Genomic DNA, 20,598 nt, shown 5'->3' with positions numbered 1-20,598 from the left:
GTCCGTCCCGATACCCCCGTCTCTGACGCGCCCGTTCCCTTACGCGCCCGGTTTGGCCCGCGTTCGGGGGCGTTTCACAGGCGCCCGTGCCCCTGTCTGGGTCCCCTTCGCGCCGCGCGGCCAGCGGGCCGGCCAGTTGACGATGTGGTCCACCAGCTCGAACAGGCCGAACTCGCTCTCCAGCCCCGCGACCCGTCCGTGCACCGAGATGCCCGCGCTGACCACCGTGTCCCGCGTGCCGGACACCAAAGGATGCCAGAACGGCAGGTCCTTGCCCTCGCGCACCAGCCGGTAGGCGCAGGTGGGCGGCAGCCAGCCGATGCTCTCCACCGCCTCGGGGGTGAGGCGCACGCAGTCTTCCACGATCTCGGACCGGTTGGGATAGTCGGCGCAGCGGCAGGAGCCGGCATCGAACAGGCGGCAGGCGACGTCCGTGTAGGCGACGGCGCCCGAGTCCTCGTCCTCCAGCTTGACAAGGCAGCAGCGGCCGCAGCCGTCGCACAGGCTCTCCCATTCCTCCACCGTCATGGTGGCGAGGGTCTTGGTCCGCCAGAACGGCGCGGGGGTCTGCACAGGCGCAGAGGTCGCGGCAGGCGCGGGCGCAATCTCGGCGGCGGGCCGGGGGCGGGCGGAGGGAGGCATGCCGCCCCTTTAGCACAGGGACGGCGGCAAGTCGCTCACACTCACTCCCGGTGAGACGCTCACTCGCCGCCGTAGCTCAGCAGCATCTGGTAGACGACGGGCTTGGCCGCCCGCATGTCCTTGTTGTCGGAGCGGAATTCCCGGTCCCCATCCACGTCGCCCTGATAGGCGGCGGGCGGCTCGAACCGGAGCTGCAGCCGGCAGCCGGTGCTTTTGGCGAGCCGGCCGCCATCCCAGTCCAGCACAGAGCCGCCATAGTCCCATCCGAAGCCGGAGAGGGTGAAGGGCTTGCCGTTCGCCGCCTCCACCTCGGCCAGCGTCGCACCGATGCCGATGCCTTCGGCCGTGCGCCACGGTCCGGGGTTATGGACGATCACATCGCCCGGCCGCCGCCGCTTCTTCTCGTCGAGCCAGATGATCTCCACCCGACGCGCGGGGTCGTCGGGGAACAGCACGGAGGCCTTCACCATCTCGCCCTCGGCGGCGGGCACGCTGCGGTACACCACGTTGGCGCGCCCGAACTGACGGATCAGCGCCGCCTCGTCGGTGTCGGCTGCGAACGGGCCGGTGCAGGCGAACGGCGGCAGCGGGTCCGGCCCGGCGGCGGGGGCCAGCGACGGTACCAAAGCGATGGCGAACGGGAGAACGGCGATCAGCCGGCGGAGCATGTGGCGCGTCCCTTCAGCGTGCGGGTCTTTTCGGTGCCGTCCGCATCCACGGTGGTGAGGGTGAGGACATAGCGGCCGGCGAAACTCTCCGCCTCTTTGCCCCGGCTCTTGGTCTCGATCAACAGCTCCGCGGAGCCGGCGCGGGCGTCGGGCCGTTCGTGATAGAGGTGAAGGCGCACCTCGTTCCCGTGGAACCAGTGATGCACCAGCGCCTCGCCGTCCAGCTCCAGCTTGCCGAACGGAGCCCCACCTTTGCCGGCCGGCTTGACCTCCAGCACGGCGCGGAAATTGTTGAAGCTGCCGCCCATGCCGTAGGAGAAGGCCGTCTGCGCGTCGAAGGCCACCGCCGCATCGTCGATGCTGCAATCGAGCGTTCCGGTGGCGTGGGCCGCAGGCGCGCCAATGACCAGAGCGAGCGCGGCGAGGCCGAACACACGCCCGACAGCCCCGCTCCGGCGGTGCGGCGCGGGAGATGGTCCCCTCGAAGATCCGGTCATGGCGAGGCCCCCAAGGCAGTTGCCGGAGGGAGCCTAGAGCAGGCGCAGGCCCGGCTGCAACGCAAGCCGGGCCGGGCGGCCCAGGCTTCAGCGCTTGCCGGCGGTGTAGTGATCGGCCCAGGCGAGGGCCAGAGCGAAGCCGCCGAAGGCGGTGACGATGACGGTGAGCCAGATGGCGGTCTGTGCAGGCATGGTTTCCCCCGAATGTTTATGGGGGAAGGCTAGGCAGCGCGCGGACCGGGGACTTTGATCAAGATCAAGCCTGGCCGTTCACAGCATCCGCCGCCCGCCGGGCCGCGGGAGGGATCGCGCCTCCGGCGCATCGGGCGGGCCATCCCGCGCGTCGTCCTGCGCGTCGTCCTGCGCACCATCCTGCGCATCGGCCTCCGGCGGCTCGCGATACTCCGGCTCGAGCTTCTGCTCCGAGGCCGGCGCGTCGGTGGCGAGGCCGTCGCGCCCTTCGGCCTTCGCCACGGCAACGAGGCCCTCGGCCCGGCTCAACAGGCTGTCGAGGCTCTCACCCTGCCGCTGCTCGGCCACGCCGAAGCTGGCGGTGACGGTGGCGTGGGGCGGCAGCACGGAGAGACGCGCGAAGTCCAGCTCCGCGCGCAACCGGTCGGCGACGCGGGAGGCCCCGACGCGATTGGTGCGCGCCAGCAGGACCACGAACTCCTCCCCGTCCATGCGCGCCGCCGCATCCCGCGGCGAGGTCTCCTGCAGGATCAGGCGGCCGACCACGGAGAGCATCCGGTCGCCGGAGGTGGGGCCGAAATCCTCATTGATCTGCTTGAAGCGGTCCATGTCGAACGCGATGAGCGTCACCGGCCGCGCGCCGGGATCGGCGAGAATGTCCCGCGCCCGCTCCATGAAGTCGCGGCGGGTGCCGAGGCCGGTCAGGGCATCGGAGCGGCCCTCCCGGCGGATCTCGTCGATGGCGTCGGCGGCGATGGACCCGAGCAGGGCGAGGGCGAGCAGGAGGCCGCTGATGAGCAGGGAGAAGTTCAGCACCTGCCAGAACGGCGTCGCGCGGAACAAGGCGGCGAGATCCGCGGGGTCGGCGCCGTTCTCCCGCATCCGGTCGATCTCGAAGAGGTCGCCGGAGATCCGCATGGTGAGGCCGGTGCGGATGAAGAAGTGCAGGCCGAACAGCAGGAAGGCCCAGAACAGCAGCCGGTCGATGGGCCGCCGCCGCTCCAGGGCGACCATCTTGACCGCCGCGACCACGAACATGGTGCCGTAGCCGAGATTCTGCACATAGATGCGGGCGACCAGATCGCGGTCGACATAGAAGAAATAGAACACCAGCGCGACGATGGTGCAGGCCATGACGAGCAGCAGCCGCCCCGACCCCGCACGGCCGAACCGCACCAGCACGCCCTCCACCAGGGTGAGCACGGCGAAGGTGTAGACGATGGTCGACGCCACCGCGTTCGGGCCCGCCTCGCGGGGAAAACCGGTGATCTGGATCAGCGCGGCCAGCGCATAGGCGCAGAAGGCGGACGCGAAATAGAGCCCGCAGCGGCGCTCGCGATCGTGCAGCCAGACCAGCAGGAACACGATGGCGATCAGCAGCGAGACGATAGGTCCGGCAAAAATATAAAGGCGTCCGTCCGACATGCTCCGCCCACCGACGCCGCCCGACATCGGACGCGCGATCTGGAGGCGGCACAGCCGCCCGCCACCCTAGGTCGCATCGGCCGCCCTGCGCCTACTTGGATGGTTCCCTTCAGGGAAAGTCAAGCCTGAGCCCGACCGCGCGCACAACACAACCTGCTGCAACGCAACAGGAAGTTGCCTTACCGGCGGTAGGCCCACAGGCGCAGCTCGTGCTTCAGCCGGCGGAAATCGTGGAAGGTGAAGGCGAGCAGCACCGTCGCGAGGACCGCCAGCGTGAGGGCGACGCCATTGGACCAGTCCAGCGCCGAGCGGGTGAAATCGTAGACGAGGTAGGCGAGGAACAGCGTCACCGCGAGGGCCGTTCCGTAATAGATGCGCGTATCCAGCCGGGCGATGAGGATGCCGACGCCCGTCCAGATGGCGAGCGCGATCAGAATGGCCCAGCCGAGGCCGAGGCCGAACTGCCGGGCGACGAAATGCCCGCCGACCCAGCACAGCAGCACCGAGGCGGCGAGCACCAGGATTCCCGCGCGCAGCCGGAAGATGTAGGAGCCCTTTGCTCCGGTCGGGGCGGTGGACATGATGCACCTCGGATCGGCGCCCGCGACACGGATGTGGCGGGATGACAGGGAACCACCCGGCCGCGCCAACGCTTGTGCCGGTCTGGAGGATGTCACGATGCGGCGAATGCGGGTCGTACTCAATGCCAAAGCGGGCACCGTCCACGACATGGGCCCCGACAAGGTGCGCGATATCGTGGATGGCGCGCTCACCCGGTCTGACCTCGACGTGGACGTGGTGGTGGCGGAAGGCGACGCCATGGCGGCCGCCATCGCCTCGGCCTCCCGCGACGGCTACGACACGGTGGTGGTGGGCGCCGGCGACGGCACCGTCTCCTATGCCGCCTCGGTGCTCGCCAACACCGACGTGACCCTCGGCGTGCTGCCGCTCGGCACCATGAACCTCCTCGCCTACGACATCGGCCTGCCGCGCGACCTGATGGGCGCGCTGGAGGCGCTGCATGACGCGAAGCCCATGCGGGTGGATCTGGGCACCCTCAACGGACGGCCCTTCCACGGCGTGTCCGGGGTTGGCTTCTTCAGCCAGATGGCCATGGCGCGGGAGCAGTTGCGCGACCGCGGCCGCGTCTTCGGCTGGTTCATGGCTCTGGGGCGGGCGGTGTTCCGCTCCGGGCGGCTGTCGCTGGAGGTGGAGGTGGCGGGCGCCCGCGAATCCATCGACGCCTATGCCGCCCTCGTCACGGTGAACGCCTTCGACGCCTCGGGCTGGCACCGCTCGCGCCTCGATAGCGGGCAGCTGGAGGTGCTGGTGGCGGAGGATCGCGGCACCCTGGCGCGGCTGCGCACCGGCGCCGAGGTGCTGGTGGACGCCTGGCGCGGCGCGCCGGGCATCCATTCCTTTTCCGCCCGGCGCGTCACCATCCACGCCCGCCGCCGCCGCGCCTGGGTGGCGACCGATGGCGAGGTGACACGCGAAACCCTGCCGCTGCGCTACGCCCTCGCCCCCGCCGCCCTCAGCCTTCTCGTCCCGCCCTCGGCCCTGCAATGGCAGGCGCACGAGCGAGAGGTGCACGAGCGCGACGACGTGACGTGAAGGGTCAGGCCGGCAGGTCCTGCACCGGCTGGCCGCGGTAGCGGATGAGGAGGGGCACGGTGAGCGTCATGGGGTGGGCGATGCCGTGCTCCCACAGGCCGTCCTCGCCCCAGCAATCGCCGTGGTCGCCACACAGCACGATGGTGGCGCCGGCGAAACGCTCCAGCAGCGGGGCGAGCTTGCGGTCCACATATTCGCAGCACAGGCGCTGGCGCTCGCGGCATTCGGCCGAGCGGTCCACCTTCTGGAACGGCAGGCAGGGATTGTCCGTGCGGTTCCACGGCGCGCCCTCGAAATAATAGGGCACATGGGTCTCGCCCACGTTGAGGAACACGAACAGGTCGCGCCGCGTCTCCCGCGCCGCCTGCTTCTCGATGAAGGCGATCTGGGTGGCGATGCCCTTGTCGCCGGTGAACAGGAACTGCTCGAAGCTGCCGGTGAGCTTCTTCGACACCGGCGTCTTGGGATCGAACCAGCCCATGGCCGCCGCGCCGATGGTGGCGTAGCGGGCATTGCGAAAGCCGTCCACGATGTCGGTGCCGCTCACCGAGAAGCCGGGCCGGGCATGGCCCGCCGCCCCGGCGCGATCGAGCCGGAAGAGCCGCGCGAACTTGGGGTTCAGGAACGGCGTCGCCAGCTCCGCCACGCCGGGGGTGAAACCCGCGAACATGGCGGCGTGGGAGGCATAGGTGAAATGCGCCGGCGCCTGCGCCTTGTAGAGGGCGGAGACCTTCTTCATGGCCGGGGCATTGGCCGAAACGAAGGTGTCGTAACGGCAGGAATCGATCGTGATGAAGAGCACGCTGTCAGGGGTGACACGCATGGGCGGCGCCGCTCTCAGGAAGGGGTGGCTTCAGTTGCCGCCGTCATTGTTCGCCTCGCCGCATGTGTAGCCGACGAAGCAGCGGGGATTGTCCGAGGTGGGCATCCAGGCCGGAGAGGTGCTCTGGTCATCCTGGCAATAGCGCTGGTCGAGCACGTAGCGCTGGGCATTGCCGCCGCCGGTGGGGACGAGGATGAAGCCCTGCTGGCGCACCACCTGACGCACGCCCGAGCAGGTGGAGGGCGGCACCGGAACGGCCATGTAGCCTTCGGGCGGCGGCTGATTCTGTCCGTAGATGGCGGTTCCGTCGATCGGAACCGGCAGCGGCCCCGCTCCGAGATCGGAGGGCGGCGCCAGCGGATCGCTTTGGGCGAGCGCCAGAGAGGACGCGAGAATCGACGGGACGAGAAGGGCCGCCATCAACATCGGCGCGCGCAACACCGGCACCCCACGCGCCGCCGCCCGCGACGTTCCGGACTGGACAGAACGCATCACTTTCCCCCCAAGTGCCGCCGCGGCAAGCCTTTAGCGCACCTTGCGTCGGCTGGCAAAGAATACCGCGTAAAATCCGCGCCGCAGCTCGGTTTCTGCCCCGTTCAAGCTGCGTCGCCCTTTTGTCACGGTCGGCCCGGCGATTTGCTGCATCACGGGAATGACGCGTGGAGGCGCGCGGCGGTTCCCGGCCCTCTTAGCCGGCGGCGCTTTGCCCGTTATCCCCACAATCATCCACCGGGGAAAAATCGGCCCGCGCGCCGCTGGCGCAGGGGCATTCGCTCTTGCTACACCACCTTCCCAAAGCAAAAAATTGCCCAACCAAGGGATTGCCGGCTTCATGCTCGATCTGTCGGACAAGGGCGACCTCGAACCCACCTACCGCCAGGCCCCGCACAATGTGGAGGCCGAGCAGGCGCTGCTGGGCGCCATCCTCGTCAACAACGAGGCCTTCTACCGCGTCTCCGACTTCCTTGAGCCGCGCCATTTCTACGAGCCCATCCACGCCCGCGTCTTCGAGCTGGCCTCGGCGCTGATCCGCGCCGGCAAGCTGGCGACTCCCGTCACCATCAAGACCTTCCTGCCCGCGGACCTGGATGTGGCCGGCCTCACCGGACCGCAATACCTCGCCCGCCTTGCGGCGGAGGCGACCACCGTCATCAATTCCGAGGATTACGGCCGCACCATCTACGACCTCTCGGTCCGGCGCGACCTGATTCGCATCGGCGAGGAGATCGTCAACGAGGCCTACGACGCCCCGGTGGACGCCACCCCGCAGGACCAGATCGAGGAGGCGGAAAAGCGCCTCTACGAGATCGCCGAGACCGGGCGCTACGACGGCGGCTTCCAGCGCTTCGGCGAGGCGCTGCGCGAATCGGTGGACATGGCCTCCAAGGCCTTCCAGCGCGACGGCCACCTCTCCGGCATCGCCACCGCCCTCGACGACCTCGACCACCAGATGGGCGGGCTCCAGCCGTCGGACCTCGTGATCCTCGCCGGCCGCCCGGCCATGGGCAAGACCTCGCTTGCCACCAACATCGCCTTCAACATCGCCGCCGCCTATCGCGGCGAGACCCGGCCGGACGGCTCCAACGAGACGGTGTCCGGCGGCGTGGTGGGCTTCTTCTCGCTGGAAATGTCGGCCGAGCAGCTCGCCACCCGTATCCTTGCCGAGCAGGCGGAGATCGCCTCCTACAAGATCCGCCGCGGCGACATCTCGGAAAGCGAGTTCTCCAAGCTCGCCGCCGCCGCGCAGACCATGCAGACCATCCCGCTCTATATCGACGACACCGGCGGCATCTCCATCGCCCAGTTGGTGGCGCGGGCGCGGCGGCTGAAGCGCCAGCGCGGGCTGGACTTCATGGTCATCGACTATCTCCAGCTGCTGTCCGGCTCGTCCAAGGCCTCGTCGCAGAACCGCGTGCAGGAGATCACCGAGATCACGACGGGCCTGAAAGCCCTGGCGAAGGAGCTGCAGGTGCCGGTCATGGCCCTGTCCCAGCTCTCGCGTCAGGTGGAGTCCCGCGACGACAAACGGCCGCAGCTTTCGGACCTGCGTGAATCCGGCTCCATCGAGCAGGACGCCGACGTCGTCATGTTCGTTTACCGGGAGGAGTATTATCTTAAGAGCAAGGAGCCGAAGCCCGGCACAGAGGAGTGGTTCAAGTGGGAGATCGAGATGAAGGCGGCCGAGAACACGGCCGAAATCATCATCGGAAAGCAGCGCCACGGCCCCACCGGGACGGTGAAGGTGCATTTCGAGCCGCAATTCACCCGCTTCTCCAACCTGGCGCGGGAGGACCACCTGCCGGATCGCCACTGACCGGCGAGCCGCAGGCCCCCGAGGACCCCGCCGCCAGCGCCGCAGCGGCAGACCTGGCCGAGCGTGAGGCGCGCGAAGCCGGCGCCATCCTCACCGTCGATCTGTCCGCCATCGCCGACAACTGGCGCACCCTTGCCGCGCTCGCCGCCCCGGCCGAATGCGCGGCGGTGGTGAAAGCCAATGCCTACGGACTCGGCATCGACCGCGTGGCCCCGGCCCTGTGGAAGGCGGGCGCCCGCACCTTCTTCGTCGCCCACTTCAAGGAAGCCCTCGCGCTGCGCGCCCTGCTGCCCGAGGCGGTGATCTACGTGCTCAACGGCCTGTTGCCGGAAACCGCCGCCGACCATGCGGCCGCGCGCCTGCGGCCGGTGCTCGGCTCGGTGCCGGAGATCACCGAATGGAGCGACTTCTGCCGCGACCAGGGGGCGGACCTGCCCACCGCGCTCCATGTGGATACCGGCATGAACCGGCTCGGCCTCTCGGTGGACGAGGCGGTGCAGCTCGCCGGCACGCGCAGGATGCTCGGCTTCACGCCCAGCCTCGTCATGAGCCACCTCGCCTGCGCCGACACACCCGGCCACGCCCTCACCGCCCGCCAGCGCGCGGTGTTCGCCGACGTGATCCGCCGCTTCCGGGGCGTGCCGAGCTCGCTGGCGAATTCCGCCGGCACCCTGCTCGGTCGCGATTTCCGCTTCGAGCTGGTCCGTCCGGGCATCTTCCTTTATGGCGGCGTCGCCATCACCGGCGTGCCGCCGCTGCGCCCGGCGGTGCGGCTGGAGGTGAAGATCATCCAGATCTCGAACGTCGCGGCCGGCGAGACCGTGGGCTATGGCGCCGCCGAGCGGCTGAAGCGGCCGAGCCGGCTCGCCACCGTCTCCATCGGCTATGCGGACGGGCTGTTCCGGGCCGCCGGCTCCTCCGACCTCGCCAAGGGGGTGGAGGCCATCGTCGCCGGCCGGCGCTGCCATCTCGTGGGCCGCGTCTCCATGGACCTCGCCACCCTCGACATCACCGACCTGCCCGAGGGCACGGTGCAGCGGGGCGACGTGGCGGTCTTTCTCGGCGACGGCATCAGCGTGGACGACCTCGCCGCCCGCTCCGGCACCATCGGCTATGAAGTGCTCACCTCGCTGGGCGCCCGCTACGCCCGCCGCTACATCGGCGGCTGAGACGGGGCGGGCTCCCGTGCGGCCTGCCTGGCGGCCGCCAGCTCCGCCGCATAGGTCTCCTCGAACCAGCCGATGCGCTTCTCGAAGGCGGGGCTCAGGCGCTGGTCCTCGGTGATCTGGCGGGCGACCTCCTGCTGGCCCTCGCACACCGCATTGTCCTCGGCCAGCACGCGGCGCGCATAGAAGGGCACGATGCGCGAAATCACCTTCTGCGCGAAGCGGTCGAAGACGCCGAGCAGCCCCGGCCGCGGCGGCGCGATGGGGCCCTCGATAAGCCAGCCCTCCAGCCGCGAGCGGTCATGGGCGAGAGGCGCATAGCGCAGCACCATCACCGCATAATACGAGCGGCCGAGGAGATCGATGACGTGGAACTGGGACGCCCCGAAGGTGGGGAACAGGTTCACGATCAGATAGTCGCGGGCGCGGTAGGTGCCGGCCCGGCAATCGGCGAGCACGCCCCCCAGCGGGTCATCCCCCGGCTCGGTGGTATAGGCGCTGTGCCGGCCGAAGCGGGCATAGGTGACCTCCTTCGCCTTCAGATAGCCGTTGGCGCCGAAGGTGGAGGGGTGGACGGCGACGATGTGGTAGTCGTCCAGCGTCACATGGGTGAGGAACTTCCAGTTGGCCGGCACCTCGCCACCGAAGCGGGTGAAGGTGCGCCCGGGCGGGCAGAGCGCGGCGAGCATGGGCGCGGCATCGCCGAGGAAGTCCGCGAGGGATTCCCCCTCCGGATCGGGAAAGCGGCCGAACACGAGACCGGCGAACGCCTCCACCTCGATGGGCTTCAGGTGCGCGTTGAGCTGCTTCGGCAGGCAGCCATAGGCCTCGTCGCAGACCGGAATGCCCAGCGCCTGCCCCTCGGCATTGTAGCGCCAGTGATGGAAGGCGCAGACCATGGCGCCCTTCCCGCTGCGCTCGCGGCGGATGGGGTGGAAGCGGTGGGCGCACACATTCTCGAAGCCGCGCAGCCGGTCGCCGAAGCGCTGGATGAAGACCGAGCGCCCGCCGAGATCGGTGCGGAACCACTGGCCGTCCTGCGCCACCTCCCCGTCGAGGCAGAGGAAGGTCCACACCCGCCCCAGCGCCTGCTGCTCGGCGGTGAACGCCGCGGGATCGGTGGCCGCGCGCACCCATTCGGCGGGCTGGCCGGCCGCCGCGGGCCGGGCCGGCTCTTGCGGCGTGGGTGCGGAAGCAGGGCTGTCTCGGAACACGGGCGATCCCCTGACATGACGGAAAAGGGCAGCGCAGGCTGATTAGCAGAGGTGCCCCGTTCCCGCCATCTGGGGATGCGCCGCAGATGGCGCGCAACCCCGGATGCGAAGCCGGCGGCCACGGCAGGCCCATAGGGCAGCGATGGGGTATATAGAGAACATCGCCCGAGATTCGGGCCTCTCCTCCAGACCCGGCCGGCCCGCCCGCGCCGAGGGTGATGCTCATGGCCCGGCGCGACTCGTCCTTCATCTGCCAGTCCTGCGGGGCGGTCTACACGCGCTGGCAGGGCAAATGCGAGGCGTGCGGCGGCTGGAACACCATTTCAGAGGAAGTCGCGGTCGCCGCCAGCGTGCCGGCGGCGCAGCGCTCCGGCCGCAAGGGCCGCGCGGTGGTGCTGGAGAGACTGGAGGGCACGGCCAAGCCCGCCCCGCGCCTCGTCTCCGGCATCGGCGAATTGGACCGGGTGGCGGGCGGCGGCTTCGTGCCCGGCTCCATCCTGCTCATCGGCGGCGATCCCGGCATCGGCAAGTCCACTCTGCTGGTGCAAGCCTCAGCGGCCCTGGCCCAGCGCGGGCAGCGCGTCGTCTACGTCTCCGGCGAGGAGGCGGTGGACCAGGTGCGCCTGCGCGCCCAGCGGCTGGGGCTGGAAAAGGCGGACGTGGGCCTCGCCGCCGAGACCAATGCGGAGAACATCATCGCCACCTTGTCGGGCGGCCCGCCCGTTCACATGGTCGTGATCGATTCCATCCAGACCATGTGGTCGGACAGCGTGGAGAGCGCGCCCGGAACCGTGACGCAGGTGCGCACCTCGGCCCAGCTGCTGGTGCGCTACGCCAAGCAGACGGGGGCCTGCGTCATCCTCGTCGGCCATGTCACCAAGGACGGGCAGATCGCCGGCCCGCGCGTGGTGGAGCACATGGTGGATGCGGTGTTCTCCTTCGAGGGCGATGGCGGCCACCAGTTCCGCATCCTGCGCGCGCAGAAGAACCGCTTCGGCCCCACCGACGAGATCGGCGTGTTCGAGATGACCGGGCGCGGCCTCTCCGAGGTGGCCAACCCCTCCGAGCTGTTCCTCTCCAACCGCGACGCCGGCGCGCCGGGCACCGCCGTATTCGCCGGCATGGAGGGCACGCGGCCGGTGCTGGTGGAGATCCAGGCGCTGGTCGCCCCCTCCTCGCTGGGCACCCCGCGCCGGGCGGTGGTGGGGTGGGACCCCAACCGCCTCTCCATGGTGCTGGCGGTGCTGGATGCCCGCTGCGGCGTGCGGCTCGGTGGGCACGACGTCTATCTCAACGTGGCGGGCGGGCTGAAGATCGGCGAGCCGGCGGCGGACCTTGCCGTCGCGGCTGCCCTCGTTTCCTCGCTGACCGGCGCGCCCCTGCCGGCGGATGCGGTGCATTTCGGCGAGGCGAGCCTCACCGGCGCGGTGCGCCCCGTCTCGCAGGCGCAGGCGCGGCTGAAGGAGGCGGCGAAACTCGGCTTCGCCAGCGCCGTCATCCCCTCCGGCGGGCTGGACGGGCTCGACCCGCCGGTGTCGGTGCGGCCGGTCTCCTCTTTGGCGGAGCTGGTGGCCGGCATCGCGGCCAGCGCGCCCCGCCGCGCCCCGCGCGAGACGCGCGACACTGCCATGCGCGAAACGCGGGGCTCGAACGACCGCAATCCCCCGCAAAGGGCCGTCCAGCATGCGGATTGGGGCGACGACGAGGAAAGGTGACGCGGGCGGGCGCGCAAGCTATATCAGCCCCGCGGCTGGGCTCTCCGGGGGTGGGCGGGTCGCGCGCATGCGCGTCCGGCGGTGCGCCCATCACGGATCGATGCGCCGATGCCCATAACCTTGCTCGACATTATCGTTCTCTCGGTGATGCTGATTTCCGGCATCCTGGCAATGGTGCGCGGCTTTCTGCGGGAAGTCTTCTCCATCCTGTCCTGGGCTGTCGCGGCCGGCGTCACCGTCTATTTCTACAAGTCCGCTCTGCCTGTGGTGAAGCAATACATCTCGCAGGACTCGGCCGCTCTTGCGGTGACGGTGGCGTTGCTGTTCCTCGGCACGCTGCTCATTGCCTCCATCGTCACCGCGCGCATCTCGGATCTGGTGCTCGACAGCCGAATCGGCGCCCTCGACCGCACGCTGGGCTTCGCCTTCGGCCTCGCCCGCGGGCTGCTGCTGATGGTGATCGCGCTGCTGTTCTTCAACTGGCTGGTGCCGCCGGAGAAGCAGCCCCCGTGGGTCGCCAACGCAAAATCGCTCCCCGCCATCACGAAAGCGGGGGAGTGGCTGAAGGCGCAGTTGCCGGATGACCCTGAAAACACCATTTTGAACAAGTTGAAGAAACCGCCCGCCGCTGAGGAGGGCGACACGCCTGCCGCCCCGGCCGCCCCGACGGGGGGACAGCGGTAGGTTTCTTTTTGGGGGCAGCAACTGACCGGCCGGCCGGCCGGGACATCCACGCGGGGGCGCTGAGCCTTCCGCGCTATGGGTGTTCCCGCTCCGACCTCCCGGCGCAAGCTCGCACGGCGCTGCCTGACCGGCCCGCGCGGAGGGTGCATGATGGACTTGGGATGTGACGGGCCGATCTCAGTGGCCGGCGGAGACAGCGCTTTCCGCGCGGATGGCGAACCCCTCGCGGGCGGTCGCGCCGATCTCGATCTCGACCTGAACGGCGATCGCCTCCGCGAGGAATGCGGCGTCTTCGGCATCTACAATCACCCCGAGGCCGCGGCCATCACCGCCATCGGCCTCCACGCCCTCCAGCATCGCGGACAGGAAGCCGCCGGCATCGTCTCCTATGACGGCCGCCGCTTCCATTCCGAGCGCCGCCTCGGCCTCGTGGGCGACGCCTTCTCCGACGCCGGCGTCATCGCCCGCCTGCCCGGCGACGCGGCGGTGGGCCATGTGCGCTACTCCACCACCGGCGAGACCCTGCTGCGCAACGTGCAGCCCCTCTTCGCCGAGCTGGACGCGGGCGGCTTCGCCGTGGGCCACAACGGCAACCTCACCAACGGCCTCACCCTGCGCCGCCAGCTGGTGCGCGAAGGCGCCATCACCCAGTCCACCACGGACACCGAGGTGATCCTCCATCTCGTGGCGCGCTCCCGCAAGCCGCGCTTCATCGACCGCTTCATCGACGCCATCCGGGCGCTGGAAGGCGCCTATTCGCTGGTGGCGCTGACCAACAAGAAGCTCATCGGCGCCCGCGACCCCCTCGGCATCCGCCCGCTGGTGCTGGGCTCGCTGGACGGCTCCCCCATCCTCGCCTCCGAGACCTGCGCCCTCGACATCATCGGCGCGCGCTATGTGCGCGACATCGAGAACGGCGAGGTCATCGTGATCGACGAGGAGGGCGTGCAGTCCTTCAAGCCGTTCCCGGAGATGGCGGCGCGGCCCTGCATCTTCGAGTACATCTATTTCGCCCGGCCGGATTCCGTGGTGGGCGGGCGCTCCGTCTATCAGGTGCGCAAGAACATGGGCCGCGTGCTGGCCACCGAAAGCCCGGCCCATGCGGACGTGATCGTCCCGGTGCCGGATTCCGGCGTGCCGGCGGCCATCGGCTTTTCCCAGACCTCGGGCATCCCCTACGAGCTGGGCATCATCCGCAACCACTATGTCGGTCGCACCTTCATCCAGCCCACCCAGTCCATCCGCGACCAGGGCGTGCGCATGAAGCATTCCGCCAACCGCTCGGTGGTGGAGGGCAAGAGCATCGTCCTCGTGGACGACAGCCTCGTGCGCGGCACCACTTCGGTGAAGATCGTGCAGATGATGCGCGATGCCGGCGCCAAGGAGGTGCATTTCCGCATCGCCTCGCCGCCCATCACCCACCCCGATTATTACGGCATCGACACGCCGGACCGGGACAAGCTGCTCGCCGCCACCCACGACCTGGAAGGCATGCGCCGCTATATCGGCGCGGATTCGCTGGCCTTCCTCTCGGTGGATGGCGTGTACCGCGCCATGGGCTTCGAGGGGCGCGACCCGGTGAAGCCGCAATTCACCGACCACTGCTTCACCGGCGACTATCCGACGCCGCTGACCGACCGCGCCGGCGCGGTGGCCCAGCAGCAGCTCTCGCTGCTCGCCGAAGCGAGCTGAGGGGAACTCCCCTCCGCCTTGCGGCGTCTCCGGAGCGGCGGCATAACTGCCGCAACGGAAGGAGGCGCCCATGGCCGAAATGGACAGCTGGCACCGCGGCCGGCTCATCGATCACATCCAGCTCGTGGTGCGCGACCTTGAGGCCGCGCGCCGCTTCTATGGCGCCGTTCTGGAGGTGCTCGGCGTGCCCATCATGGATGCCGAGGACTTCTTCTTCGCCGACGAGCTGTGCGTGAGCGTGGGCGAGCCGCTCACCGGCCGCGCCCACATCGCCTTCCAGGCGCCGGACCGCGAGAGCGTGCAGCGCTTTTACGACGCTGCCCTCGCCGCCGGCGGCACGGACAACGGGGCGCCGGGCCTGCGCCCCTATCACGCGGACTATTACGCCGCCTTCGTGCTCGACCCCGATGGCAACAACATCGAGGCGGTGTATCACGGTCCGGCCGAGCGCTCCGCGCCCTCGGTGGAGATCCGGGCCGCGGGCTGAACCCGCGCCCCCCAAGGAAGAGGACATCCGACCGTGACCGACCGGCCGCTTGCCGAAAAGATCGCCCTCGTCACCGGCGCCACGCGCGGCATCGGCGCCGCCACCGCGGTGGCGCTGGCGAAAGCCGGCGCGCATGTGGTGTGCGTCGGCCGCTCGGAAGGCGGGCTGCAGGAGGTGGACGACGCCATCCGCGCGGTGGGCGGCAGCGCCACGCTGGTGCCGCTGAACCTCAAGGATTCCGAGGGCATCGACCGCCTCGGCGGCGCGCTCTACGAGCGCTACGGCCGGCTCGACATCTATGTGGCCAATGCCGGCGTGCTCGGCCCGCTCTCGCCGCTCGGCCACGTCTTCCCCAAGGACTGGGAAGACACGGTGGCGGTGAACCTCACCGCCAACTGGCGCTGCGTGCGCTCCTTCGATCCGCTGCTGAAGCTCTCCCCGGCCGGCCGGGCGGTGGTGGTCACCTCCGGCGCGGCGAGCAAGGCGCGCGCCTATTGGGGACCTTACGCCATCACCAAGGCGGGCCTGGAAGTGATGGCCCGCACCTGGGCGGACGAAAGCGTCTCCGGCAACCTGAAGGTCAACCTCTTCAACCCCGGCCCCATCCGCACCCTGATGCGCGCCAAGGCCTTCCCCGGCGAAGACCCGTCCAGCCTGCCGGCGCCGGAAGAGGCAGCCGAGGCCATCCTGCCTTTGTGCCTGCCCACCTTCATGGAGACGGGCAAGCTCTACGACTTCCCGCAGAAGAAGTTGCTTAGCTTCCAGATGCCGGCGTAGGCACTTCTCGAACGGCTGTCATCGCCCGGCGCGTCCGGGCGATCCACCCCTCCGCCTGAGCGCTTTCCGGTATCCAGAACCACAGTCATGGCCGGGCTTGTCCCGGAAGTCGGCTGTTGCCGACTTCCGGGACAAGCCCGGCCATGACGATGGCGCGAGCGATGCCGGCCGAGAAATGCCGTCGTGCTCCGGCTTGACCGGAGCACCCATCGCGCCGAAAGCGCAGTGTGCGGAAGCACTTGCATAACATTCCCGGGCCGCGCCCGGCCGCGCCGTGGGCCCTCCGGTCAAGCCGGAGGGCGACGGCGGTGTGGGGACAAGCCCGGAGATGACGGCGCTGTGCCTCCCCCCTCCCCTCGCAGGAGAGAGAGCAGACCACCCTCCACGCCCACCCGCTGTCATCCCCCGGTTTATCCGGGGGATCCACCCCTCCGCCTGCGCTCTGCCTGAAGACCCAGCCCGGCCCAACCGTGGATCGCCCGGCTGAACCGGGCGATGACGGCTCCTGGTCCCCTCACGCCGCCGCCAGTTCTCCGGCCAGCGCCTTGCGGATCAGTTCGCGCGTCTCGGCCACGCCGTAGATGGCGACGAAGGAGCCGAAGCGGGGGCCGCGTTCCAGGCCGAGCAGCACCTGATAGAGCGTGTTGAACCACTCCACCGAGACGCCCGGCCGCTCGGGCGTGGCGCCCTTGGCCTTGAGGTCCTGGTAGCGCGGAATGGGACGGGCCACGTCGTAGAGCACGGTCTGGATGTCGTCCGCGCTGGCGCCCGCCGGCAGCGCCGCGAGGGCCGCGTCGAGCTTTTCGAGGGCGTCGCGCTCCACCTCGTCGGGGGTGCGGAAGACCTTGTTGGGCTTCACGAAGTCATGGAAGTAGCGCACCGCATAGCCCACCAGCTCGTGCAGCTTGGGGTGCGTCTGGTCCGACACGCCGGGCACATGGCGCTTCAGGAAGCCCCACAGCACGCTCTCGTCCTCCGTGTTGGAGGCCGAGGCGAGGTTGAGGAGCATGGTGAAGCTCACCGGCATGTCCACGTCCGGCGGGTTGCCGGCATGGATGTGATAGACCGGGTTGCCGAAACGCAGCTTCCAGTCCTGCTGCGCATAGCGGGCGAGGAAGTTGAAATACTCGTCCACCGCCTTCGGGATCACATCGAAGTGCAGCTTCTTCGCCGAGCGGGGCGACTGGAACATGTAGAGTGCGAGGCTCTCCGGGCTCGCATAGGTCAGCCACTCGTCGATGGTGAGCCCGTTGCCCTTGGACTTGGAGATCTTCTGGCCCTTCTCGTCCAGGAACAATTCATAGACGAAATGCTCCGGCGCGGTGCCGCCGAGGATCTGGCAGATCCTGTCGTAGATCGGCGCGTTGGTCTGGTGATCCTTGCCGAACATCTCGAAATCGACGTCGAGCGCCGCCCAGCGGGCGCCGAAATCCGGCTTCCATTGCAGCTTCACCTTGCCGCCGGTGACGGGGAGCGTCAGCTCGGTGCCGTCCTCGTCGTCGAAGGTGATGGTGCCGGCCTTGGCGTCCACATTCTTCAGCGGCACGTAGAGCACGCGGCCGGAGGTGGGGGAGATGGGCAGGAAGGGCGAATAGGTGGCCTGCCGCTCCTCGCCGAGGGTGGGCAGCATGACGGCCATGATCTCGTCGTACTTCTCGGCGGCCTTCAGCAGCACGGCGTCCAGCTTGCCGGAGAAGTAGTATTCGGTGGCGCTGGCGAATTCGTAGTCGAAGCCGAAGGTGTCGAGGAAGCGCCGGAGCATGGCGTTGTTGTGCGCGCCGAAGCTCGGATAGTCGCCGCCGAAGGGGTTCGGCACCTTGGTGAGCGGCATCTGGAGATAGGGGCGCAGCGCGACCGGGTCGGGCACGTTCTCGGGGATCTTGCGCATCCCGTCCATGTCGTCGGAGAAGCACAGAAGGCGCGTCTTCACCTTGTCTTCGGTGAGGATGCGGAAGGCGTGCCGCACCATGGTGGTGCGCGCCACCTCGCCGAAGGTGCCGATATGCGGCAGGCCCGAGGGGCCATAGCCGGTCTCGAACAGCACCTCGTCCTTGGGCCGCTTCTTCAGCCGCTCCACCAGCTTGCGCGCCTCCTCGAACGGCCAGGCGGTGGCCGTCTCCGCGACCGCCTTCAGCTCGGCGGCGAGCTGGGTGGGATCGACGGGGGCGGGCGAGGCTTCGGACGAGGACATGACGGGCTCCGGAAAAGGAGCGCGAACTTAGAAATGCAAAGTCCCGGCGTCAACGCAGGGCCTTTCTCCCACCCGCGTTGACGCCGGGCGGCAAACGCCTATGCTGCACCCGCGTTCCAGATGCCCCGGCGAAAAGGGCAGAAGGAACGCGACATCGGACGATCCCTGCGGGAGAGACCGGCACCCTTGGGTTGAGGTGTGCCGGCGCCGAAGGCGCAACCGCCCCGGAACCGCTCAGGCACCAAGGGCCGCAGGGGGACGAAACTCTGGAAAGCAGCCGTGCTGCGCCTTGAAGGGCGGGGCTGGGCTCACCGAAGGAGTAAGCCGTGCCCTTCCACGAGGCGCGGTGAAATCTCTCAGGTCGGCAGACAGAGGGGGCGCCGCGCGGGCCGCGCAGAACCACCGGAAACGGGGTTCGGCAGGTCCGGAAATTGGCGCTGTTCGTCCCGGAGCCTCCATTGGCATCGTCCCCCGATTCGCATTCCCCCTCCGAGCCTCTGCTCGAAACCCCGCTGGCCGCCGCCCATGTGGCGCTCGGCGCCCGCATGGTTCCGTTCGCGGGCTACTTCATGCCGGTCCAGTATCCCGAGGGCATCCTCGCGGAGCACAATTGGACCCGCACCCATGCCGGCCTGTTCGACGTCTCCCACATGGGGCAGGCGCTGCTCGTCGGGCCGGACCATGAGACCACCGCGCGGGCGCTGGAAGCCCTCGCCCCGGCGGATTTCGGGACCCTCGCCCCCGGCAAGCAGCGCTATTCGCAGCTGACCGCCGATGACGGCGGCATCCGCGACGACTTCATGGCCACCCGCCCGGCGGACCCTGCTGCCGACGGCACGCTGATCCTCGTGGTCAACGCCGCCTGCAAGGGCGACGACTTCGCCCACATCGAGGCCAACCTCCCCGACACCGTGAAGCTGGTGCAGCGCCCCGAGCGGGCGCTCCTCGCCCTTCAGGGGCCGGAGGCGGCCATGGTGCTGGCGCGCCATTGCCCGGAGGCGGCGGACCTCGACTTCATGACCGCTTTGCCCCTCGCCTTCGACGGCGTACCCGTGGAGATCTCCCGCTCCGGCTATACCGGCGAGGACGGCTACGAGATCTCCGTCGCCGCCGAGGATGCCCCCGCGCTGTGGGCGGCATTGCTCGCCGAGCCGGAGGTGAAGGCCATCGGCCTCGGCGCCCGGGATAGCCTGCGGCTGGAAGCCGGCCTCTGCCTTTATGGCCACGACATCGACCTTTCCACCTCCCCCGTGGAGGCGGCGCTCGTCTGGTCCATCCAGAAGCGGCGGCGGCTTGAGGGCGGCTTTCCCGGCGCGGCACGCGTCCAGCGCGAGCTGGCGGAAGGCCCGGCCCGCGTGCGCGTCGGCCTGAAGCTGGACGGCCGCGCGCCAGCCCGCGAGGGGGCGGAGATCGCCTCCGAGGGCGAGATCGTCGGCCGCGTCACCTCGGGCGGCTTCGCCCCGACGCTGCAGGCGCCCATCGCCATGGGCTATGTGCCGCCCGCGCTGTCCGCGCCCGGCACCCGTCTCGACATATTGGTGCGCGGCAAGGCCCTGCCGGCCGTCGTCACCGCTCTTCCCTTCGTACCCACACGCTACGCGCGCAAGCAGAAAACCGGGGGCTGACCATGACCGTGCACTACACCAAGGACCACGAATATGTCCGCATCGACGGCGACGTGGCGGTGGTCGGCATCTCCGACTACGCCCAGGGCCAGCTCGGCGACGTGGTGTTCGTGGAGCTTCCCGACATCGGCAAGTCCGTCACCCGCGGCAAGGAAGCCGCCGTGGTGGAGAGCGTGAAGGCCGCGAGCGAGGTCTATGCCCCCATCTCCGGCGAAGTGGTCGAGGTCAACAGCGAGCTGGAAGGCGCGCCCGGCCTCGTCAACGAGGATGCCGAGGGCAAGGGCTGGTTCCTGAAGCTCAAGGTGACGAACCCCGCAGAGCTGTCCGAGCTGATGGACGAGGCCGCCTACAAGGCCTTCCTCGACACCCTCTGAGCATACGGGAAGGCGGACACCATGAGCGACGATACCCCCATTGCCACCGTCCGCTGGGACCGCGGCGACGCCGTCTTCACGGACGGCCGCTATCCCCGCGCGCACCAATGGATGTTCGACGGGCTGACCGTGCCCGGCTCGTCCTCGCCCGCGGTGGTCCGCCTGCCCTTGTCGAAAGCCGATGCGGTGGACCCGGAAGAGGCGCTCGCCGCCTCCCTTTCCGCCTGCCACATGCTGTTCGTGCTGGATTTCGCCCGCCGCGGCGGCTTCTGCATCGACGTCTACGAGGACAAGGTGATGGCCGCGTTTGGCAAGACCGAGCGGGGCAAGACCTGGATTTCCCGCATCGCGCTCAACCCCGCCATCGTCTTCTCGGGTGACAAAACGCCCACGGCCGAAGACGTGGCGGCGCTGCACGACAAGGCCCACGACGAATGCTTCGTGGCCAATTCCCTGCGCTCGGAGGTGGTCATCACCCCGAGCTTCACCATCGCCTGA

General features: G+C 69.3%; 20 protein-coding genes and 1 riboswitch. Of the genes, 11 read left to right on the top strand and 9 right to left on the bottom strand.

Going from position 1 to position 20,598, the window contains the following annotated elements:
• Positions 1–39 precede the first annotated feature (39 nt).
• The 5 genes from XAN126_RS0103205 to XAN126_RS0103180 form a co-directional block, all read right to left on the bottom strand.
• Entirely contained in the window at positions 40–642 is a 603-nt protein-coding gene (locus tag XAN126_RS0103205; protein WP_081762500.1) for a YcgN family cysteine cluster protein, read from the bottom strand.
• 59 nt (positions 643–701) lie between these two features.
• The gene (locus tag XAN126_RS0103200) at positions 702–1,310 is read right to left on the bottom strand and encodes a hypothetical protein (RefSeq protein WP_051460535.1); all 609 of its coding nucleotides are present in this window, start codon (positions 1,308–1,310) and stop codon (positions 702–704) included.
• Entirely contained in the window at positions 1,295–1,807 is a 513-nt protein-coding gene (locus XAN126_RS0103195; RefSeq protein WP_155982204.1) for a hypothetical protein, read from the bottom strand. The genes XAN126_RS0103200 and XAN126_RS0103195 overlap by 16 nt, the downstream gene beginning before the upstream one ends.
• 270 nt (positions 1,808–2,077) lie before the next feature.
• Positions 2,078–3,424: a GGDEF domain-containing protein gene (locus tag XAN126_RS0103185; RefSeq protein ID WP_024277157.1), complete on the bottom strand. Its 1,347-nt coding sequence runs from the start codon at positions 3,422–3,424 to the stop codon at positions 2,078–2,080.
• 179 nt (positions 3,425–3,603) lie between these two features.
• Positions 3,604–4,005, bottom strand: coding sequence for a hypothetical protein (locus XAN126_RS0103180; RefSeq protein WP_024277156.1), 402 nt, complete (start codon positions 4,003–4,005; stop codon positions 3,604–3,606).
• 106 nt (positions 4,006–4,111) lie between these two features.
• Between XAN126_RS0103180 and XAN126_RS0103175 the strand changes: the two genes are divergently transcribed.
• The gene (locus tag XAN126_RS0103175; protein WP_245272203.1) at positions 4,112–5,038 is read left to right on the top strand and encodes a diacylglycerol kinase family protein; all 927 of its coding nucleotides are present in this window, start codon (positions 4,112–4,114) and stop codon (positions 5,036–5,038) included.
• A gap of 4 nt (positions 5,039–5,042) precedes the next feature.
• Here the strand turns inward: XAN126_RS0103175 and XAN126_RS0103170 are convergent, their stop codons facing one another.
• On the bottom strand, positions 5,043–5,861 hold the full coding sequence (locus tag XAN126_RS0103170; RefSeq protein WP_024277154.1) for a hypothetical protein: 819 nt from the start codon (positions 5,859–5,861) through the stop codon (positions 5,043–5,045).
• Positions 5,862–5,891: 30 nt separating this feature from the next.
• Positions 5,892–6,353, bottom strand: coding sequence for a hypothetical protein (locus XAN126_RS26790; protein ID WP_155982203.1), 462 nt, complete (start codon positions 6,351–6,353; stop codon positions 5,892–5,894).
• Positions 6,354–6,693: 340 nt separating this feature from the next.
• On the opposite strand from XAN126_RS26790, the gene XAN126_RS0103160 reads away from it, so the two are divergent.
• On the top strand, positions 6,694–8,175 hold the full coding sequence (locus tag XAN126_RS0103160) for a replicative DNA helicase (RefSeq protein ID WP_024277152.1): 1,482 nt from the start codon (positions 6,694–6,696) through the stop codon (positions 8,173–8,175).
• A gap of 53 nt (positions 8,176–8,228) precedes the next feature.
• Positions 8,229–9,344 carry an alanine racemase gene (gene alr, locus XAN126_RS0103155; protein WP_024277151.1) on the top strand — a complete coding sequence of 372 codons (1,116 nt, stop codon included), beginning with the start codon at positions 8,229–8,231 and terminating at the stop codon, positions 9,342–9,344.
• Here alr and XAN126_RS0103150 read toward each other — a convergent pair.
• Positions 9,329–10,555, bottom strand: coding sequence for an SRPBCC family protein (locus tag XAN126_RS0103150; RefSeq protein ID WP_024277150.1), 1,227 nt, complete (start codon positions 10,553–10,555; stop codon positions 9,329–9,331). The two genes, alr and XAN126_RS0103150, sit on opposite strands and share 16 nt — an antisense overlap.
• 224 nt (positions 10,556–10,779) lie before the next feature.
• On the opposite strand from XAN126_RS0103150, the gene radA reads away from it, so the two are divergent.
• From radA to XAN126_RS0103125, 5 genes are all read left to right on the top strand, one after another.
• Complete coding sequence (radA, locus tag XAN126_RS0103145) at positions 10,780–12,270, top strand: DNA repair protein RadA (RefSeq protein ID WP_024277149.1); 1,491 nt, start codon at positions 10,780–10,782, stop codon at positions 12,268–12,270.
• A 108-nt stretch (positions 12,271–12,378) separates the two neighbouring features.
• On the top strand, positions 12,379–12,954 hold the full coding sequence (locus XAN126_RS0103140; RefSeq protein ID WP_024277148.1) for a CvpA family protein: 576 nt from the start codon (positions 12,379–12,381) through the stop codon (positions 12,952–12,954).
• Positions 12,955–13,101: 147 nt separating this feature from the next.
• A complete protein-coding gene (purF, locus tag XAN126_RS0103135; protein ID WP_245272202.1) occupies positions 13,102–14,646 on the top strand; it encodes an amidophosphoribosyltransferase in 1,545 nt (514 codons plus the stop codon).
• A gap of 70 nt (positions 14,647–14,716) precedes the next feature.
• On the top strand, positions 14,717–15,133 hold the full coding sequence (locus XAN126_RS0103130) for a VOC family protein (protein WP_024277146.1): 417 nt from the start codon (positions 14,717–14,719) through the stop codon (positions 15,131–15,133).
• A gap of 33 nt (positions 15,134–15,166) precedes the next feature.
• Positions 15,167–15,910 (top strand): SDR family NAD(P)-dependent oxidoreductase, encoded by a 744-nt coding sequence (locus tag XAN126_RS0103125; RefSeq protein WP_024277145.1) that lies wholly within the window; start codon positions 15,167–15,169, stop codon positions 15,908–15,910.
• 514 nt (positions 15,911–16,424) lie between these two features.
• Here the strand turns inward: XAN126_RS0103125 and XAN126_RS0103120 are convergent.
• A complete protein-coding gene (locus XAN126_RS0103120; protein ID WP_024277144.1) occupies positions 16,425–18,101 on the bottom strand; it encodes a lysine--tRNA ligase in 1,677 nt (558 codons plus the stop codon).
• Positions 18,102–18,259: 158 nt separating this feature from the next.
• Positions 18,260–18,362: riboswitch (glycine riboswitch) on the top strand.
• Between the two features lie 197 nt (positions 18,363–18,559).
• Between XAN126_RS0103120 and gcvT the strand changes: the two genes are divergently transcribed.
• From gcvT to XAN126_RS0103105, 3 genes are read left to right on the top strand one after another with little or no spacing between them, the layout of a single operon-like run.
• Entirely contained in the window at positions 18,560–19,726 is a 1,167-nt protein-coding gene (gcvT, locus tag XAN126_RS0103115; protein ID WP_024277143.1) for a glycine cleavage system aminomethyltransferase GcvT, read from the top strand.
• Positions 19,727–19,728: 2 nt separating this feature from the next.
• Positions 19,729–20,100: a glycine cleavage system protein GcvH gene (gene gcvH, locus XAN126_RS0103110; protein WP_024277142.1), complete on the top strand. Its 372-nt coding sequence runs from the start codon at positions 19,729–19,731 to the stop codon at positions 20,098–20,100.
• A 21-nt stretch (positions 20,101–20,121) separates the two neighbouring features.
• Complete coding sequence (locus XAN126_RS0103105) at positions 20,122–20,598, top strand: OsmC family protein (RefSeq protein ID WP_024277141.1); 477 nt, start codon at positions 20,122–20,124, stop codon at positions 20,596–20,598.

Source organism: Xanthobacter sp. 126 (genome assembly GCF_000526175.1).
GTDB classification, from domain to species: Bacteria; Pseudomonadota; Alphaproteobacteria; order Rhizobiales; family Xanthobacteraceae; genus Xanthobacter; species Xanthobacter aminoxidans.
This window is presented reverse-complemented; position numbering and strand designations above follow the sequence as displayed.

Coding starts and splice junctions, on each gene's coding strand:
- XAN126_RS0103205 (WP_081762500.1), bottom strand. CDS start 642: ATGCCTCCCTCCGCCCGCCCCCGGCCCGCCGCCGAGATTGCGCCCGCG.
- XAN126_RS0103105 (WP_024277141.1), top strand. CDS start 20,122: ATGAGCGACGATACCCCCATTGCCACCGTCCGCTGGGACCGCGGCGAC.
- XAN126_RS0103130 (WP_024277146.1), top strand. CDS start 14,717: ATGGCCGAAATGGACAGCTGGCACCGCGGCCGGCTCATCGATCACATC.
- XAN126_RS0103140 (WP_024277148.1), top strand. CDS start 12,379: ATGCCCATAACCTTGCTCGACATTATCGTTCTCTCGGTGATGCTGATT.
- XAN126_RS0103195 (WP_155982204.1), bottom strand. CDS start 1,807: ATGACCGGATCTTCGAGGGGACCATCTCCCGCGCCGCACCGCCGGAGC.
- radA (WP_024277149.1), top strand. CDS start 10,780: ATGGCCCGGCGCGACTCGTCCTTCATCTGCCAGTCCTGCGGGGCGGTC.
- gcvH (WP_024277142.1), top strand. CDS start 19,729: ATGACCGTGCACTACACCAAGGACCACGAATATGTCCGCATCGACGGC.
- XAN126_RS0103175 (WP_245272203.1), top strand. CDS start 4,112: ATGCGGGTCGTACTCAATGCCAAAGCGGGCACCGTCCACGACATGGGC.
- XAN126_RS0103120 (WP_024277144.1), bottom strand. CDS start 18,101: ATGTCCTCGTCCGAAGCCTCGCCCGCCCCCGTCGATCCCACCCAGCTC.
- XAN126_RS26790 (WP_155982203.1), bottom strand. CDS start 6,353: ATGCGTTCTGTCCAGTCCGGAACGTCGCGGGCGGCGGCGCGTGGGGTG.
- XAN126_RS0103170 (WP_024277154.1), bottom strand. CDS start 5,861: ATGCGTGTCACCCCTGACAGCGTGCTCTTCATCACGATCGATTCCTGC.
- XAN126_RS0103200 (WP_051460535.1), bottom strand. CDS start 1,310: ATGCTCCGCCGGCTGATCGCCGTTCTCCCGTTCGCCATCGCTTTGGTA.
- purF (WP_245272202.1), top strand. CDS start 13,102: ATGATGGACTTGGGATGTGACGGGCCGATCTCAGTGGCCGGCGGAGAC.
- XAN126_RS0103185 (WP_024277157.1), bottom strand. CDS start 3,424: ATGTCGGACGGACGCCTTTATATTTTTGCCGGACCTATCGTCTCGCTG.
- XAN126_RS0103180 (WP_024277156.1), bottom strand. CDS start 4,005: ATGTCCACCGCCCCGACCGGAGCAAAGGGCTCCTACATCTTCCGGCTG.
- XAN126_RS0103160 (WP_024277152.1), top strand. CDS start 6,694: ATGCTCGATCTGTCGGACAAGGGCGACCTCGAACCCACCTACCGCCAG.